Source organism: Pseudomonas sp. IT-P260, from assembly GCF_949768395.1.
Classification (GTDB): Bacteria; Pseudomonadota; Gammaproteobacteria; order Pseudomonadales; family Pseudomonadaceae; genus Aquipseudomonas; species Aquipseudomonas parakoreensis.
Window position 1 is genome coordinate 171218 of record NZ_CATKPO010000041.1, and the last position, 17813, is coordinate 189030.

The window sequence follows — 17813 nt, forward strand, 5'->3', positions numbered from 1 at the left end:
TAAACCTTTCGCCAGTCGGCGCGGTCACTGAAGGAACACGTTCAGAGCGCACGCCGCCGGTATGCCCACCTCCACCGACCTCGCAAAAACCTGGTTCAGCGCACGCAACTGGAAGCCGTTTGCCTTTCAAAAGCAGGTGTGGGCCGCCGTCAAACAAGGTCAGTCCGGGTTGCTCCATGCCAGCACCGGCGCCGGTAAAACCTATGCGGTGTGGTTCGCCGCGCTCAACCGCTTCGCCCGCATCAAACCCAGCGTTGCAGACAGCAAAAAACGCAAAGCACCAGCCGAACCACTGACCGTGTTGTGGATCACGCCGATGCGCGCCCTCGCTGCCGACACCGCGCGTGCCCTGCAAGCGCCGGTCAGCGATTTGCAGATTCCGTGGAGCATCGGTCTGCGCACCGGCGACACCAGCAGCGCTGAACGCGCGCGTCAGGGCCGACGCCTGCCGACTACGCTGATCACCACCCCGGAAAGCCTGACCCTGCTGCTCGCCCGCGCCGACGCACAAACCGCACTGTCGAGCCTGCGCATGATCGTCGTCGATGAATGGCACGAATTGCTCGGCAACAAACGCGGCGTACAGCTGCAACTGGCCCTCGCCCGCCTGCGCCACTGGCAACCGGAGCTGATCGTCTGGGGCGTGTCCGCGACCCTTGGTAATCAAGCCCACGCCGAACAGGTGCTGATCCCACAGGGCGGCGGCATCAGCGTGCAGGGCCAGAGCGAAAAATCACTCAAGGTCGACACCTTGATCCCGCCCGCCATCGATCGTTTTCCGTGGGCCGGGCACATTGGTCTGAAGATGCTGCCGCAGGTTGTCGCCGAACTCGACGCCTGCGCCAGCAGCCTGGTCTTCACCAACACCCGCGCGCAGTCGGAAATCTGGTATCAGGCGTTGCTCGAAGCGCGGCCGGACTGGGCCGGACTGATCGCGCTGCACCACAGTTCACTGTCTCGCGAGACCCGCGACTGGGTCGAGCAAGCGTTGAAGGACGGGCAGTTGAAAGCCGTGGTCTGTACGTCAAGCCTGGATCTGGGCGTGGATTTTTTACCGGTGGAACGGGTGCTGCAAATCGGCTCGGCCAAGGGCGTGGCGCGGCTGATGCAGCGTGCAGGGCGCTCCGGTCACGCGCCGGGGCGCACCTCGCGAGTGACGCTGGTGCCGACCCACAGCCTGGAGCTGATCGAAGCCGTCGCCGCACGCGATGCCGTGGCGCAACGCCACATCGAACCGCGCCTGTCGCCGCACCAACCGCTGGATGTGCTGGTGCAGCATCTGGTCAGCATGGCGCTAGGCGGTGGCTTTATTCCCGAGGCGCTGTACGAAGAAGTCCGTGGTGCCTGGGCTTATCGAGACCTCACGCTGGCGGACTGGGCCTGGGCGCTGGCATTCGTACGTCACGGCGGGCTGTCTCTGACGGCCTATCCGGATTACCGCCGGGTCGAACCGGACGAAAATGGCGTCTGGCGCGTCCCCGATGCACGGCTCGCCCGCCGCCATCGCATGAGCATCGGCACCATCGTCAGCGATGCGAGCATCCATCTGAAATTCTGGAGCAAGGGTGGCGGCGGCAAGCAATTGGGCAGCGTCGAGGAAGGTTTCATCGCGCGGCTGAAACCGGGTGACGGCTTTCTGTTCGCCGGGCGTTTGCTGGAATTGGTGCGGGTGGAAAACATGACCGCGTACGTCAAACGCAGCACCGCAAAGAAAGCCGCCGTGCCGCGCTGGAATGGCGGGCGGATGCCGCTTTCCAACGAATTGGCCGCTGCCGTGGTCAGTCGCTTCACAGCGGCCGCGCGCGGTGAGTTCGCCAGCCCGGAAATGCAAGCGCTGCAACCGTTGCTGCAAACCCAGGCGCGCTGGTCGGATCTGCCCACTTCCGACAGTCTGTTGGCAGAGGTGCTGAAATCCCGCGAAGGCTGGCACCTTTTCCTCTACCCGTTTGCCGGGCGCCAGGTGCATCTGGGGCTCGCCAGCCTGCTGGCGTGGCGCATGAGCCAGCGCCAGCCGCTGACGTTTTCGATTGCGGTCAATGATTACGGGCTGGAGTTGCTCAGCGCCACACCGGTCGATTGGTCCGGGCAATTCGATGCAACGCTGCTCAGCCCCGAGCATCTGCTGCGCGACGTGCTCGCCAGCCTGAATGCCGGGGAGCTGGCGTTGCGGCGCTTTCGCGAAATTGCGCGGATCGCCGGGCTGGTGTTCGCCGGCTATCCCGGCGCGCCGAAAAGTACCCGTCAGGTGCAGGCCTCCAGCGGATTGTTCTTCGAGGTGTTCAAGCAATACGACGCCGATAACCTGCTGCTGGCCCAGGCCGGGGAAGAAGTCCTGCGCGAAGAACTGGATATTCGTCGTCTGGAACAGACATTGGAGCGAATCAACCGGATGAAACTGGACATGCACCTGATCAAACGGCCTACACCGCTGGGCTTTCCGTTGCTGGTGGAGCGCATGCGCGAAAGCATGAGCTCGGAAAAACTTGCCGACCGCATCCGGCGCATGGTCGGTGATCTGGAGCAATCCGCCGACAAGGGTCAAGCCTCATGAGTGCAGCGTATCCCGTGCGCCTGGCCGGCGAGGAACTCTGGCTGCTGCCGGAAAAGGCTTTGTACTGGCCGGCGCAGCAAGCGCTGCTGATCGCCGACGTGCATTTCGGCAAGGCTGCGGCGTACCGCAGCCTCGGCCAGCCAGTGCCACAAGGCACCACGACGGCGAACATTGAAGTGCTCGACCGCTTGCTGGCGAGGCTGCCCTGCCGGCAGCTGCTTTTCCTCGGTGACTTTCTGCACGGTCCCGGTTCGCATGCGGCGGGCACGCTGAATGCTTTGGCCGAATGGCGCGCACGTCACGCGGATCTGCCGATGACACTGATTCGCGGCAACCACGACAAGCGCGCCGGGGACCCGCCGGCGGCGCTGAATATCCGCGTGGTTCCGGAACCGATGCTGCTCGGGCCGTTTGCCTTACAACACGAACCCGACCCGCACCCGGAACGGCATGTGCTGGCCGGGCACGTGCATCCCGTCTATCGGCTTAACGGCAAAGGGCGGCAGCGTTTGCGTCTGGCGTGTTTCCGGTTGGGCGAGGGTTTGAGCCTGTTGCCGGCGTTTGGCGCGTTTACCGGCGGCTTTGCGGTGGAGAAGGATGACACCTGCAGGATTTTCGTCGTCGGCGACAACGAAATATGGCCAGTCAGCTGAGGTCTTGGGGCACACCTCGGCCAACTGGCCATTATGGGGCAGCGGCTCAGGCCACTGGCGCGGGTGGCGGCTCGTCCGGCAGCGTCGGCTCGCCCGGTTCGGTCGGTTGTTCGTTGGGCGTATCGGGATCAGGCTGACCGGGAATGCCGCCAGCCATATGGAAAGCCGGGTGTGCCAACAATGACCAGGCCAAAACGCCAACCTGATTGGGCTCAAGCCTTGCCAGTTCGGCGGTGATATGCGGATCGATCTTCATGCAACCTCCTCGGCGAAGGCCCGCTTTGCCAGAAGCAAAAACGGGCAGTACACCCCATAGAGTGCCTGCCCGCCAAAGAATTCCCGCGAACTGCCGGACGGATCAGGTACGCGGCAGGGTCACGCCACGCTGGCCTTGATACTTGCCGCCGCGATCCTTGTAGGAAACTTCGCATTGTTCGTCGGATTCGAGGAACAGCATTTGCGCCACACCTTCGTTGGCATAGATCTTCGCCGGCAGGTTGGTGGTGTTGGAGAATTCCAGGGTCACATGACCTTCCCACTCAGGCTCGAGCGGGGTGACGTTGACGATGATGCCGCAACGCGCATAGGTGCTCTTACCCAGGCAGATGGTCAATACGTTGCGCGGAATGCGGAAGTATTCGACGGTGCTGGCCAGGGCGAAGGAGTTCGGCGGAATGATGCAGACATCGCTGTGAATGTCGACAAAGCTGCCGGCGTCGAAGTTTTTCGGGTCGACGATCGCCGAGTTGATGTTGGTGAACACCTTGAAATGGTTGGTGCAGCGCACATCATAGCCGTAGCTCGACACACCGTAGGAGATCACACGGCTGTCGTCGCTGCCGCGCACCTGGCGCTCGACGAAAGGCTCGATCATGCCGTGTTCCTGCGCCATGCGGCGAATCCACTTGTCCGATTTGATGCTCATGGCGGGTGTCCTGAATAGCGAGGTGGAAAAAATCTGTCCGGCATCTTACCGGGCGCGCCGCCGGGTTCAAAGTGTGCGCTGCAATTCTCGGCGAACACGCTGGAAATACGCGCCCTGGCGACGAAGCGTCACACCGCCGATCCTTAAAACAGAGAAACCTTCGCAAGAAGCATTGGCACGTTCCGGAAAAAGGGTTAAGGTGGCGCCACTGTGCTGCTTGTGTCACTGAGAATCTCTACACGATATGTTGAATTTCGATCCAACCATCTACAAGAATTTTTCCTGCTCTTTGCACTCAGTCTCGGCCAGGGTTCTTCCTGAGTCGCAGTTATCTTTGTTCAAGGAGTTACACCATGTCTAATCGCCAAACCGGTACCGTTAAGTGGTTCAACGATGAAAAAGGCTTCGGCTTCATCACTCCACAATCCGGTGACGACCTGTTCGTTCACTTCAAAGCTATCCAATCCGACGGCTTCAAAAGCCTGAAAGAAGGCCAACAGGTTTCTTTCATCGCTACCCGCGGTCAGAAAGGCATGCAAGCTGAAGAAGTACAAGTTATCTAACTTGTAGCTTCTTTAGAAAAGAGCCCCGCCCTCAAAAGCGGGGCTTTTTTGTGGGTGTCTGTTTTCCAGACGCAAAAAAAGATCGCAGCCTGCGGCAGCTCCTACAGGGGAATGGTGTTCATCCTGTAGGAGCTGCCGCAGGCTGCGATCTTTTGCTTGTGCCTTACCAGGCCACGCCAAACCCTGCGGTATAGCGGGTCTTGTTCAAATCTGCGTCCTTCGTGCCACTGATGATGTCGCGCTCGGCCTTGAGATTGAGCGACGCCCAGTCGGTGACCTTGTAACGCAGCCCCATCTCGGCATCCAGCGCGTAGTTGGCCACGTCCGACAGCGGCTTGCCCAGTTCGCCGTTGGTGAAGAACTCGACCTTCTTGCCGATCAGGTAGCGGTTGTAATCCCACTTCATGGCGACCGAATAGAAATTGTCCTTGCCGCCATCGCTGTACTCGTAATCGGTGCGGTTGAGCAGCGAGCCGAGCGAGAACGCCCCCAGCTCGTCGTCCCAGAACTGGTAGCCCGGACCGGTACCGACCACGCGCTGACGTGACAGCTCTTCAACGTAATCACGCTTGTAGTTCAGGCGCCCCTGCCAGAACCACTTGTCGGTGAGGAAACGGTCGAGCGCGTATTCAGCGCGCCAGTTATTGGTGGTGACTGCGTCGTCCTGCACTTCGCGGTTGTATTCGCCCTCGGCAGTGTGCCGCCAGCGACCATGACGTGCGGTGGTCTTGAAGTCGATGTCGTAATCGTCGGTATCCTTTTCCGCCCGCTGATAGTCCATCGCCAGGCCGATATTGCCTTTCCACACCAGATCTTCGACCACCGGTTTCGGTTTGAGAATCTGCTGGATACTCGCCAGCTCGACGGTTTTCGGCGCCTCGCCGTTGGCCAGAGTGACCTTGCCGTCCTCAGCAGCGCTCAGCGACTTGGCCTTCTCACCGTTGTAGGCGTCCTGTTTGACCAGCAGTTCCTGATCGCTCTGCAGGGTCTTGACCTCTTTCCAGTCAATGGTGACCGCACCCGCGTACTGGGTCTGAATCAGCAATTTGCCGCCATCGAAAACGGAAATCTTGCCGCTCAATTTGTCACCGTTCTTCAACCAGACGGTGTCGGCAAGCAGGGGCGTAGACGCACTGAAAACAGCAAGGCACAGCAGGGTTCTGGACAGCATAAGCAGTTCAAGGGCTCAAGTTTGCGAAAAAAGGTCGGCATTATCCGTAGGAATAAGACCCTGACAAGGACTGACCGGACGATTTCCATTGAGTTCATTTCTCATCTGGCCGACGAGCGATTACGCTTAAGTCCATCCACTCGACCGATGTTCAGGAACCGCACCGGTGAAAGAGCCGAACCCTCCCGATGAAAGCGAAGCGCAAATCCGACGCACGGCGCTTTATTCCACCCTTGCCCAAGTACCTGAAGGCAAAGTGGTCAGCTATGGTCAGCTGGCCGAACTCGCGGGTCTGGGGCGCGCCGCCCGCTGGGTCGGCCGGACCCTCAGCCAACTACCCGGCGACACCAGACTGCCGTGGCACCGGGTATTGGGTGCTGGCGGTCGGATCAGCCTGCCGCTGGGCAGCCCTTCGGGGGACGAACAACGGGCACGATTACGTTCTGAAGGCGTCACCATCCTGAACAATCGTGTGGATATTCAGCGCCATGGCTGGCGTCCGATAGAGCACAGCGGTTAGAGTGCGCGCTTTGTTTTCGCAATCTTGAGGCAGACTTCAGCCCATGCCCCGTAAAACCTGGCGCGCCGCGCTAGCCGCCTATGCCAGTCCTTCGACGCTCGTGCTGTTGTTGCTCGGTTTTGCTGCCGGCCTGCCGTACATGCTGGTGTTTTCGACGCTGTCCGTCTGGCTGCGTGAAGCCGGCGTTGCCCGTGAAACCATCGGCTACGCCAGCCTGATCGGCCTGGCCTACGCCTTCAAATGGGTCTGGTCACCGCTGCTCGACCAATGGCGCCTGCCTTTATTGGGCAAGCTGGGCCGCCGCCGTTCGTGGCTGGTGCTCTCGCAGTCGTTAGTGATTCTGGGCCTGATCGGCATGGGCTTCTGTGATCCGCAGAAACACCTGTCCTGGCTGATCGCCATTGCCGTCATCGTCGCCTTCGCCTCCGCCACCCAGGATATCGCGGTCGACGCCTATCGCCTGGAAATCGCCGACGACAGCCGTCAGGCCGCACTGGCCGCCAGTTACATGTCCGGCTACCGCGTCGCCGCCCTGCTGGCCACGGCGGGCGCGCTGTTCTTCGCCGAAGGCTTCGGTTCCACCGGCTTCAACTACCAACATTCAGCCTGGACCGGCACCTACGCCCTGTTCGGGGTGTTGATGGTCCCTGCCCTGTTGACCTCGCTGCTGATGCGCGAACCGCCCGTGCCATTGCGCACGCAGTTGCAGGCCGGCCGCTACAGCTTCGTCCATCAACTGGCCTCGGTATTCGTGCTGATCGTGTTGCTGGTGTCCGTTCCGGCAATGTTCACTCAGCTCTACAACACCGATTTCGCCAGCGTACTGTTCGGTCAGATGAGCCCGCTCGACCTGCTGCTCGAAGACCGCGCCTTCCTGCGTGCCATCCTCTATACCCTGCTCACCGGCCTGTGCCTGTCAACCATGGGCCGTCGCGGCCTGGCGCCAGTGCTGACGCCGGTCAACGACTTCATCCTGCGTTACCGCTGGCAGGCGTTGCTGCTGCTCGGACTGATCGCCACCTATCGGATGTCCGACACGGTGATGGGCGTGATGGCCAACGTGTTCTACATCGACCAGGGCTTCACCAAGGATCAGATCGCCAGCGTGAGCAAGATCTTTGGCCTGATCATGACCCTGGTCGGCGCCGGCATGGGCGGCCTGCTGATCGTGCGTTTCGGCATCCTGCCGATCCTGTTCATCGGTGGCGCGGCTTCGGCGGCGACCAACCTGCTGTTTGTGATGCTGGCCGACATGGGGCCGAACCTGCAGATGCTGGTAGTGACCATCTCCCTCGACAATTTCAGTTCCGGGCTCGCGACCTCGGCGTTCGTCGCCTACCTGTCGAGTCTGACCAACCTCAAGTTCTCGGCCACCCAGTACGCCCTGCTCAGCTCAATCATGCTGTTGCTACCGCGCCTGATGGGCGGTTACTCCGGTGTCATGGTCGAGAAGTTCGGCTACCACAACTTCTTCATGATCACCGCGCTGCTCGGTGTGCCGACGCTGGTGCTGATTGCCCTGCACTGGTTCCAGGAAAATCGCCGCGCGGGCCCGACGCCAACGCCCGAGCCTGCACCGACCTCCGTCGTCGAAGAGTCGTAGGACATTTCAGATACGGCGGGAGGATTCCCGCCGTCGAGCCTCACCGCCAAGCGCAATCCTGTACGTCGGCAAATCTCGCCGGTACACTGCTCAGTCATTTCCAGTCATAGCAACCGACAACGGCCAACCATGCGCACCAGTCAATTTTTGCTCGCCACACAGAAAGAAACGCCTTCCGATGCGGTCGTCGTCAGCCACCAGCTGATGCTGCGCGCCGGCATGATCCGCAAACTCGCTTCGGGCCTGTACACCTGGCTGCCGATGGGCTTGCGGGTAATGCGCAAGGTTGAAGCCATCGTTCGCGAAGAAATGAACGCTGCCGGTTCTCTTGAAGTGTTGATGCCGAGCACCCAACCGGCCGAGCTGTGGCAGGAATCGGGGCGCTGGGAAGAATACGGCCCTGAGCTGCTGCGCATCAAAGACCGCCACGGTCGCGACTTCTGCGCGGGCCCGACCCACGAAGAAGTGATCACCGATCTGATGCGCAACGAGTTGAGCAGCTACAAGCAGCTGCCGATCAACCTGTACCAGATCCAGACCAAATTCCGTGACGAAATCCGCCCACGCTTCGGCTTGATGCGTGGCCGTGAATTCATCATGAAGGACGCCTACTCGTTCCACGCCGATCAGGCTTCGCTGCAGGTCACCTACGACCGCATGCATCAGGCGTATTGCAACGTGTTCACCCGCCTGGGCCTGAAATTCCGTCCGGTTGAGGCCGACAACGGTTCGATCGGTGGCGCTGGCTCCCATGAGTTCCACGTACTGGCCGAGTCCGGCGAAGACGACATCGTCTTCAGCAACGGCTCCGACTACGCGGCGAACATCGAGAAAGCCGAAGCCGTGCCACGGGAAACCTCGCGTCCAGCGCCGGCCGAAGAGCTGCGCCTGGTCGACACCCCGGACACCAAGACCATTGCCGCGCTGGTGGAAAAATTCAATCTGCCGATTGAAAAGACCATCAAGACCCTGATTGTCCACGCCGAAGAGCCAGGCAAGCTGATTGCGCTGATCATCCGTGGCGACCACGAGCTCAACGAAATCAAGGCTGCCAACCAGCCAGGCGTTGCCAGCCCGCTGGTCATGGCCTCCGATGCCGAACTGCGTGACGCCATTGGCGCCGGCGCCGGTTCCCTCGGCCCGCTGAACCTGCCACTGCCGATCATCATCGACCGCTCGGTCGAACTGATGAGCGACTTCGGCATCGGCGCGAACATCGACGACAAGCACTACTTCGGCGTGAACTGGGAGCGTGATCTGCCGGTTCCGACCGTCGCCGACCTGCGTAACGTCGTGGCCGGCGACCCAAGCCCGGACGGCAAAGGCACGCTGGAAATCAAGCGCGGCATCGAAGTCGGGCACATCTTCCAGCTGGGCAACAAGTACAGCAAGGCGATGAAGTGCGAAGTGCTGGGCGAGAACGGCAAGCCGGTCACGCTGGAGATGGGTTGCTACGGTATCGGCGTATCCCGCGTGGTCGCTGCCGCCATCGAGCAGAACAACGACGACAAAGGCATCATCTGGAGCGACACCCTGGCGCCGTTCCAGATCGCCCTGGTACCGCTGCGCTATGAAACCGAGCAGGTGCGCGAAGCCACCGACAAGCTGTACGCAGAACTGACTGCCGCCGGTTTCGAAGTACTGCTGGACGATCGCGACAAGAAAACCAGCCCGGGCATCAAGTTCGCGGACATGGAGCTGATCGGCATTCCTCACCGGATCGTGGTCAGTGACCGCGGCCTCGCCGAAGGCAACCTGGAATACAAGAGCCGCACCGAAGCCGAAGCGCAAGCGCTGCCGGTCGCCGATGTGCTGTCCTTCCTTCAGGCCCGTATCCGCCGCTGAATCCAGATAGAGACCTCATGTTCAAGCGAAACACCTTGGGCCTCGGTGGCGCCGCCTTGTGCGGCGCCCTGCTGGTCAGCGGCTGCGCCAATCAGATGTCACAGCGCAGCGAGCACGAAGAGCGGGTCGAGCGCAAACTGCTCGACCACAGCCTGCAGATCGATGTCGGTGAGCCTAAGGTGCTCGAGCTGCCGCAGCGACGTGTGAAGATCAACGAACAGAAGACCTTCGAAGTCACCGAGTTCGAAGTCACACGCCGTTACGACCGCTACACGCCTTACCAGCCCTGGCGCGAAATCTATGAGATTCCGTTGGGTGCAGTGGCGGTGGTTGCCGGTCTCGGCGCCAATGTGGTCAACGTGTTCGCTTTGGGCAATCTGCCGGACAGCGTGACCAAGGACTGGCTGAACTACGGCATTGCCGGGGTCAACCCGTTCATGAACGTGCAGTCTCACGGTCGTGCACAACAGAACCTGGCCGGTATCGATGAAGTCCAGCGCGACAAGCGCACGGAATATTCGAGCCTGCCGTGGAGCGAGCGCCCGGTGCAGGTCAAGGCTGGCAAGCAGTCCTTCGACATGACCACTGACCGCAACGGCGTGCTGCGCCTGAACCTGCTGGACAGTCCGTTTGCCGAAAATGACTTGAATCACATCGGCAAGCTGCAAATCAGCGTCGAAGACGGCAAGGATGACGTCCACAGCGATTCGTCCCTGGCGATCAGCAGTCATTTGCGCAGCAAGTTGCTCGAAGCCCACGGGTTGATTTATGACGATCTGGAAGACGACGAAGTGAGCCAGTGGGTCCACCGGGTCAAGCGCCTGTCGGAGCTGGGTCTGGAAGAAGAAGCCAGCGAGCTGGAGCAAAGCCTGATCGAACTCACGCGCAACGATCCTGAATTGCAGGCCGAGTTTCTCAAGTCGCTGACCAAGGATGCCGGGCGCCTGGTGGCTGATCCAGGACCGAATTAACAGCAAAAGCTTCGCGAGCAGGCTCGCTCCCACAGTGGAATGCAATCTAATGTGGGAGCGAGCCTGCTCGCGAAGGGGTCCTGACAGACACCATAAATCTACCGCTCAAATAACTCCATCTGCTCAAAACCGCCGCGCAAATCCTCCAGCCGGACCCCCACCCCCAACAACCGCACCGGTTTCCCGCCACGATTGAATGCCTGCGTCAGCATCAACTGATAACTGCCCAGATCGCGCCCTGCCCCGGCCTGCTCCAATGTGGTCTGGGTAAAGTCATGAAACTTCACTTTGACGAACGGCTTGCCCGGCCGATAACTGCTGTCGATCCGTTCCATGCGGGTTTTCAGGGTGTCCAGCAGCTCCGGCAGCTTGTCGAGGCAACTGCGCAGATCCGGCAGATCGACGTCGTAGGTGTTTTCCACGCTGATTGACTGACGGCGACTGTCGTTATGCACCAGCCGGTCATCAATCCCACGGGCCAGACTCCAGAGTCGCTCACCGAAACTGCCGAATTCGCGCACCAGCGCCAACTTGTCCCACTCGCGCAATTGCAGGCAATCGGCGATGCCGAGTTTGCCCAGCTTGTCCGCGGTGACTTTGCCGACGCCGTGCAACTTGCTCACCGGCAAACCGCTGACGAAATCTTCCACCTGATCCGGAGTAATGACGAACAGCCCGTTGGGCTTCTTCCAGTCACTGGCGATCTTGGCCAGAAACTTGTTCGGCGCCACACCCGCAGACACGGTGATGTGCAACTGATTGGAAACGCGCCGGCGAATATCCTGAGCGATACGCGTGGCGCTGCCGCCAAAATGCGCGCTGTCGGAGACGTCGAGATAGGCTTCGTCCAGCGACAGCGGTTCGATCAGGTCGGTGTAATCGCGAAAGATCGTGTGGATTTCCTTCGAGGCTTCGCGATAGGCATCCATGCGCGGCTTGACGATGGTCAGGTCGGGGCACAGCTTCAAGGCATGTCCGGATGACATTGCCGAGCGCACACCATAGGCCCGCGCTTCATAGTTGCAGGTCGCAATCACTCCACGCCGATCCGCCGACCCGCCCACCGCCAGCGGCTTGCCGGCCAGGTTCGGGTCGTCGCGCATCTCGATGGCGGCGTAGAAACAGTCACAGTCGACGTGGATGATTTTTCGCTGGGTCATGACAGAAAAAGCAACATGGTGAGCCGGAAACGCAGTATCTCACTGACACCTGTATATAGCACCAGTAGTCCGAATGTTCTTTTCAGTCTGTAGGACAACGACAATGAATTTATTTTCTCAATCGAAAATCATTGGCCGATAGAGCTGAAAGCCTTGTCCCACCTGCCCTGCGTCCCTTCTCCCGCCCTGCAAAAAGCGCTAAGCGATTGAACAGGAACAGATTTATCCAGATTCAAGGTTGACACCCCGGCGATCCTCTGTAGAATGCCGACACACAGACGCGGGATGGAGCAGTCTGGTAGCTCGTCGGGCTCATAACCCGAAGGTCGTCGGTTCAAATCCGGCTCCCGCAACCAAACATCAAAAAAGGCTACTCGAAAGAGTGGCCTTTTTTGTGCGCGTCTGTTTTTCAATCAACGCGCAGTCGAGCAAACAGGAATTCGTTGCATTTCCGAAACTTACCGCTGCGCTGCGACCGTTTGACGCAAATTCACACTTATTTGACCCTTTACGGGATTAGCGGTTGACACCTCGCCGTTCGCCTGTAGAATGCCGCCACACAGACGCGGGATGGAGCAGTCTGGTAGCTCGTCGGGCTCATAACCCGAAGGTCGTCGGTTCAAATCCGGCTCCCGCAACCAAACATCAAAAAAGGCTGCTCGAAAGAGTGGCCTTTTTTGTATCTGTGGAAAAAGTCCTTTCGCAACAATGATCTGTCACGCTGCAGTGAAACGCTCAGGATCGTCAGACCCGCCGAGTTGCGACTAAGCTTGAGTCGCAGGCAAGACGTCTGCCATCCATGACCCGCCCTCGCCGATCCCGGATGAGAGGCGTAGTATTTTGTGATTATTTTTTTCTACAGGGATTGGTAACTTGGCTGGATACCTCCATCCTGTCGCGCACAATCCAAGAGGTGATTGATGCGCGCCAACTCGTCTGATTCACAAGACACCGTCACAGCAGAACATCCGATCAAACCCGAGCGCCTGCGCTTGCTGGATCGGTTGAGCAAATATCGCCAGCCGATCGGTCTGGCGGTCACGTTGCTGCTGTTTGCCATTGCGCTGATTGCCTGCCGCCATCTGCTGAGCGAACTCGATCTCTACGCCCTGCATGACTCGATCCTGGCCGTGCCGAAACCGGCCCTGCTGGGAGCCGTGAGTGCGACGGTGGTCGGCTTCATCATATTGCTCGGCTATGAATGGTCGGCCAGTCGCTATGCCGGCGTGGCCTTGCCGCCGCGCACTCTGGCGCTGGGTGGCTTCACCGCATTTGCGATTGGCAACGCCATCGGCCTGTCGCTGCTGTCAGGCGGCTCGGTGCGCTACCGTTTATATGCACGACATGGTCTGGGGGCATCGGAAGTCGCGCACATGACGCTGTTCGCCAGCCTGTCGCTGGGTTGCGCCCTGCCTCCGCTGGCCGCCCTCGCGACCCTGAGCGACCTGCCCGCCGCCTCCACTGCATTGGGTTTGTCAGAAGGCCTGCTCGGCACGATCGCCGCGGTGGTGCTGGGGCTTGGCGCGATTCTGGCCGTCGGCATCTATCGCCGCCGCCTGCCGGAGCAGCCATACCGCGACAACCTGCTGGTCAGGGTCGGTCGCCGCACATTGCGCCTGCCGGGCCGGCGCCTGACCTTCCTGCAACTGATCATCACCGCCCTCGACGTCGCCGCCGCCGCCACCGTGCTCTATCTGCTGCTGCCGGAAGCCCCGCCGTTCGGCGCCTTCCTGCTGGTGTACCTGCTGGCCCTGGCCGCTGGCGTCCTCAGCCATGTACCGGGGGGGGTCGGGGTCTTCGAAGCGATCCTGCTCGCCGCTTTCGCTGACACCCTCGGCGCCGCGCCGCTGGCCGCCGCCCTGCTGCTGTATCGCCTGATCTATGTGGTGCTGCCGCTGCTGGTGGCCTGCCTGTTTTTGCTGATCAACGAAGGCCAGCGCCTGTTCCAGACCCAGACCATGCGCGCCGCGTCCGGTCTGGCCGCGCCGATTCTGGCGGTGCTGGTGTTCCTGTCCGGCGTGGTACTGCTGTTTTCCGGTGCCACCCCGGAGATCGATACGCGCCTTGAACACATCGGGTTTCTGATCCCGCATCGCCTGGTCGACGCCTCGCACTTCGGCGCCAGCCTGATTGGCGTGTTGTGTCTGTTGCTCGCTCAGGGCCTGCGCCGTCGCCTGTCAGCGGCGTGGATGCTGACCACCATTCTGTTGCTGGTCGGCGCCCTGCTTTCGCTGCTCAAAGGCTTCGACTGGGAAGAAGCCACGCTGATGACGCTCACCGCGGCGCTGCTCGGGGTGTTCCGCCGTTCGTTCTATCGTCCGAGTCGACTGACCGAACTGCCGTTCTCGCCGCTGTATCTGGTGGCCAGCCTGTGTGTATTGGGCGCTTCGACCTGGCTGCTGCTGTTCGCCTATCAGGACGTGCCGTACAGCCATCAACTGTGGTGGCAGTTCACCCTCGACGCTGACGCCCCGCGCGGCCTGCGCTCGCTGCTCGGCGCGGCGGTGCTGTTGCTGGTGATCGCCCTGACCTGGCTGCTGCGCACCGCTCGCCCGGTGATTCATCTGCCCACCCCGGACGAACTGGATCGCGCCGCGAAAATCCTGATGGCCTCGTCGCAACCCGATGGCGGCCTCGCCCTGACCGGTGACAAGGCGCTGCTGTTTCACCCCAACGACGAGGCGTTCCTGATGTACGCCCGTCGCGGCCGCAGCCTGGTGGCGCTATACGACCCGATCGGCCCCGGCCAGCAGCGTGCCGAGATGATCTGGCAGTTCCGCGACCTGTGCGACATCCATCACACCCGTCCGGTGTTCTATCAGGTGCGCGCCGAGAACCTGCCGTACTACATGGACATCGGCCTGACCGCGATCAAGCTCGGCGAAGAAGCCCGGGTCGATCTGCATCGCTTTGACCTGGAAGCCAAGGGCAAGGAGATGAAGGACCTGCGCTACACCTGGAACCGTGGCACCCGCGACGGTCTGTCGCTGGAAATCCATGAGCCGGGCCAGGCGCCGATGGATGAGTTGAAAGTGATTTCCGATGCGTGGCTGACCGGCAAGAACGTGCGCGAGAAAGGCTTCTCCCTCGGCCGTTTCAGCGACGATTACCTGAAGCATTTCCGCATTGCGGTGATTCGCTTCGAGGGCCGCCCGGTGGCGTTCGCCAACCTGCTCGAGACTTACAGCCATGACCTGGCCAGTCTCGACCTGATGCGGTCGCACCCGGACGCCCCCAAGCTGACCATGGAGTTCCTCATGGTCGGCCTGATTCAACACTATAAGAGTCACGGATACGCGCGCTTCAGCCTGGGCATGGTGCCGTTGTCGGGGTTGCAACCCCGGCGAGGTGCACCGCTGACCCAGCGTCTGGGCTCGATGGTCTTCCGCCGTGGTGAGCAGCTGTACAACTTCCAAGGCTTGCGCCGCTTCAAAGACAAGTTCCAGCCTGACTGGGAACCCCGTTATATGGCAGTGCCCGCCGGACTCGATCCGCTGGTGGCGCTGGCCGATACTGCTGCCCTGATCGCGGGCGGCTTGACTGGATTGGTGAAACGCTGATGATTCAACGCTCCCTGAAGTACATCCTGGCCGCACTGATCGTGCTGGCCGTGATTGCCGGCGGCGGTTACTGGTACCTCAAACGCCCGGCACCGCAACCGACACTGCAACCACTGACGGCTGCCGACGGCACGGTCATGACCCGCGTCATTCCCGGCACCCAGCCCAAGGCTCAGGTGCTGGTAGCGGTCAATGACGACCAGAAGCTGACCGACAACCAATTGAGCACCCTGAGCCGCAGCGCCTCGGCGCAGATCGTTCAGGTGATTCTGCCCAAGGACTGCCTGCAACAGAGCCGCGCCCTGCAAACCGGCCTGCGCGAACTGAATGGCCCGGCTACGCTGGTCAGCGGTATCGGCCCTGGCGCGGTGCTGGCCTGGCGCTGGTTGTCCGAGCAGAAGGACGACAAGGCCCAGGCGATCTCGGTCGACCTGGCCCTGGAAAAACCCGGCTGCACCCACCTGCTGCCGAAATCTGCCGCCCACGGCCACTGGCTGGTGGCGTGGAACGACAACCCGGACGACACCAGCGCCGGTTTCGTGCGCGATCAACCGAACGCCGAAACCAGCATCAGCGACTACGACATCAATCTGCCGCAAGTGCTGAACAATGAGCTGCGCAAGATCCTCGTCGGCGGCGACAAGGCCAACGGTGGTCTGGCGATCCCGGTGGTTGAAGTGCCGGCCGGTCAGGCCAAGGACACCGTGACCCTGTTCCTTTCCGGTGATGGCGGCTGGCGCGACCTCGACCGCGACGTGGCCGGCGAGATGGCCAAGATCGGTTACCCGGTGGTCGGCATCGACACCCTGCGCTACTACTGGCAGCACAAGAGCCCGGAGCAAAGCGCGCTGGACCTGACCGAGCTGATGCAGCACTACCGCCAGAAATGGGGCACCAAGCGCTTCATCCTCACCGGTTACTCGTTCGGTGCCGACGTCCTGCCGGCGATCTACAACCGCCTGCCGGACACCGAGCAGCAACGCGTCGACGCCATCATCCTGCTGGCCTTCGCACGCACCGGCAGCTTCGAAATCGAAGTCGAAGGCTGGCTCGGCAACGCCGGCAAAGAAGCCGCCACCGGCCCGGAAATGGCCAAGCTGCCAGCGGCCAAAGTGGTGTGCATCTACGGCGCCGAAGAGACCGACGAGAGCGGCTGCACCGACAAGACTGCCGTCGGCGAAGCGGTAAAACTGCCTGGTGGCCACCACTTCGACGAGAACTACCCGGCGCTGGCCAAACGTCTGGTGGACTTGATCGAGAAGCGTCAGAGCAAGGATCAGCCGGCGGAGTGATCTGCGCCGGTCAAACAAAAAGCCCCCGCAGCCTACGCTTGCGGGGGCTTTTTACATTCCAGCCGCCACCAAAATCCCCTGTGGGAGCGAGCCTGCTCGCGAAAGCGGTGAGTCAGTTAACATATTCGTCGACTGACACTACGCCTTCGCGAGCAGGCTCGCTCCCACAGGGGATTTGCGCTGGATTTGAGGCTATACACAGCCACAAAAAAGCCCCGCCAGCCACAAGGCTGACGGGGGCTTATTGTTTAGAGGCGTTTTTCAGCAGTGCCATACACTTCTTCGTCACGTCGAGCACATACCGCGACGATCAACACTTGGATGGCCCGGCCATCGACTCGATAAACGATTCGCGTGTCGCCCGTTCGAATTCGTCTGCACCCCGCAAGACTGGCTCTCAGAGGCTTGCCACTTTTGTCCGGCTCGCCATGGATGATCCGTTCTTCGATTACATCCAGAATCCGGTTGGCAGCTGCTGCCCCCAATTGATCAAGATCCCCTTGGACTTCCGGATGATAAATCACTCCCCAAACCATCCAGCGCTCCCTTAATCCTTCCGGGCGTACCTTGCCCGCATATCCTCATGGCTGACAGCCTTGGTCTGATCAAAATTGTTCAGACGTTCACGGGCTGCCGCTTCAATGCGCAGGTTCTCAAGTTCATCCAGCATTTCCTGATAGGCCTGCACGTTGATGATGACCGCTGCCGGTTGATTGTCCTTGAAGATGACCAGACGCTCAGTGGCACGACTGGAAATCTCCTTGAGCTTCGCGCTGAAGCTCCTGACCATGGCAGTCACGGAAATAGCCTGGTCAGCACGCTCTAATAATGCCGTCATAATCACCTCTCACTCACATGCTGATGCGTACGTTAATGCACAGAGTATTGTGCTGAATTAAACATAGTGCAACTTGCTGTTTCCTCTATCCGACCAAGCACTCAAACCGGACACGCACAAAAAAGCCCCCGCCAGCCTTCAAGCTGACGGGGGCTTTCCAG

15 protein-coding genes and 2 tRNA genes are annotated in these 17813 nt (G+C 60.7%); 11 read left to right on the forward strand and 6 right to left on the reverse strand.

The window, feature by feature from the left end; translation table 11 throughout:
* The first annotated feature begins 61 nt into the window (after positions 1-61).
* Positions 62-2551 carry a ligase-associated DNA damage response DEXH box helicase gene (locus ACM6HV_RS21910; protein ID WP_414905277.1) on the forward strand — a complete coding sequence of 830 codons (2490 nt, stop codon included), beginning with the start codon at positions 62-64 and terminating at the stop codon, positions 2549-2551.
* Complete coding sequence (gene pdeM, locus ACM6HV_RS21915; RefSeq protein ID WP_414905278.1) at positions 2548-3204, forward strand: ligase-associated DNA damage response endonuclease PdeM; 657 nt, start codon at positions 2548-2550, stop codon at positions 3202-3204. The genes ACM6HV_RS21910 and pdeM overlap by 4 nt, the downstream gene beginning before the upstream one ends.
* Before the next feature lie 46 nt (positions 3205-3250).
* Here the strand turns inward: pdeM and ACM6HV_RS21920 are convergent, their stop codons facing one another.
* Positions 3251-3460 carry a hypothetical protein gene (locus ACM6HV_RS21920; RefSeq protein ID WP_047292047.1) on the reverse strand — a complete coding sequence of 70 codons (210 nt, stop codon included), beginning with the start codon at positions 3458-3460 and terminating at the stop codon, positions 3251-3253.
* Between the two features lie 102 nt (positions 3461-3562).
* Positions 3563-4129 (reverse strand): dCTP deaminase, encoded by a 567-nt coding sequence (dcd, locus tag ACM6HV_RS21925; protein WP_003222308.1) that lies wholly within the window; start codon positions 4127-4129, stop codon positions 3563-3565.
* A 353-nt stretch (positions 4130-4482) separates the two neighbouring features.
* Here dcd and ACM6HV_RS21930 point away from each other — a divergent pair, with 353 nt between their 5' ends.
* Complete coding sequence (locus tag ACM6HV_RS21930) at positions 4483-4692, forward strand: cold-shock protein (protein ID WP_002554837.1); 210 nt, start codon at positions 4483-4485, stop codon at positions 4690-4692.
* Positions 4693-4855: 163 nt separating this feature from the next.
* On the opposite strand, the gene ACM6HV_RS21935 is transcribed toward ACM6HV_RS21930, so the two are convergent.
* Entirely contained in the window at positions 4856-5863 is a 1008-nt protein-coding gene (locus ACM6HV_RS21935; RefSeq protein WP_414905279.1) for a DUF481 domain-containing protein, read from the reverse strand.
* Positions 5864-6029: 166 nt separating this feature from the next.
* Here ACM6HV_RS21935 and ACM6HV_RS21940 point away from each other — a divergent pair, with 166 nt between their 5' ends.
* From ACM6HV_RS21940 to ACM6HV_RS21955, 4 genes are all read left to right on the forward strand, one after another.
* Positions 6030-6383 (forward strand): MGMT family protein, encoded by a 354-nt coding sequence (locus tag ACM6HV_RS21940; RefSeq protein WP_145597769.1) that lies wholly within the window; start codon positions 6030-6032, stop codon positions 6381-6383.
* Positions 6384-6426: 43 nt separating this feature from the next.
* Entirely contained in the window at positions 6427-7986 is a 1560-nt protein-coding gene (locus ACM6HV_RS21945; protein ID WP_041070722.1) for an AmpG family muropeptide MFS transporter, read from the forward strand.
* Between the two features lie 129 nt (positions 7987-8115).
* A complete protein-coding gene (locus ACM6HV_RS21950; RefSeq protein WP_041070725.1) occupies positions 8116-9831 on the forward strand; it encodes a proline--tRNA ligase in 1716 nt (571 codons plus the stop codon).
* A 17-nt stretch (positions 9832-9848) separates the two neighbouring features.
* A complete protein-coding gene (locus ACM6HV_RS21955) occupies positions 9849-10802 on the forward strand; it encodes a hypothetical protein (protein WP_414905280.1) in 954 nt (317 codons plus the stop codon).
* A gap of 98 nt (positions 10803-10900) precedes the next feature.
* Here ACM6HV_RS21955 and dinB read toward each other — a convergent pair whose 3' ends face one another.
* Positions 10901-11962, reverse strand: a complete 1062-nt coding sequence (dinB, locus tag ACM6HV_RS21960) for a DNA polymerase IV (protein ID WP_047292012.1) — start codon at positions 11960-11962, stop codon at positions 10901-10903.
* Between the two features lie 279 nt (positions 11963-12241).
* Here dinB and ACM6HV_RS21965 point away from each other — a divergent pair.
* From ACM6HV_RS21965 to ACM6HV_RS21980, 4 genes are all read left to right on the forward strand, one after another.
* Positions 12242-12318 (forward strand) — tRNA-Met (locus tag ACM6HV_RS21965).
* A 208-nt stretch (positions 12319-12526) separates the two neighbouring features.
* A tRNA-Met gene (locus tag ACM6HV_RS21970) sits at positions 12527-12603 on the forward strand.
* Positions 12604-12882: 279 nt separating this feature from the next.
* On the forward strand, positions 12883-15522 hold the full coding sequence (gene mprF, locus ACM6HV_RS21975; RefSeq protein WP_414905281.1) for a bifunctional lysylphosphatidylglycerol flippase/synthetase MprF: 2640 nt from the start codon (positions 12883-12885) through the stop codon (positions 15520-15522).
* Positions 15522-16814 (forward strand): virulence factor family protein, encoded by a 1293-nt coding sequence (locus ACM6HV_RS21980; protein ID WP_007964390.1) that lies wholly within the window; start codon positions 15522-15524, stop codon positions 16812-16814. The genes mprF and ACM6HV_RS21980 overlap by 1 nt, the downstream gene beginning before the upstream one ends.
* Positions 16815-17062: 248 nt before the next feature.
* Here the strand turns inward: ACM6HV_RS21980 and ACM6HV_RS21985 are convergent, their stop codons facing one another.
* Both ACM6HV_RS21985 and ACM6HV_RS21990 read right to left on the reverse strand, forming a co-directional pair.
* A complete protein-coding gene (locus ACM6HV_RS21985; RefSeq protein ID WP_414905282.1) occupies positions 17063-17350 on the reverse strand; it encodes a type II toxin-antitoxin system RelE family toxin in 288 nt (95 codons plus the stop codon).
* 11 nt (positions 17351-17361) lie between these two features.
* The gene (locus ACM6HV_RS21990) at positions 17362-17652 is read right to left on the reverse strand and encodes a type II toxin-antitoxin system Phd/YefM family antitoxin (RefSeq protein ID WP_273896440.1); all 291 of its coding nucleotides are present in this window, start codon (positions 17650-17652) and stop codon (positions 17362-17364) included.
* Positions 17653-17813: the final 161 nt, after the last annotated feature.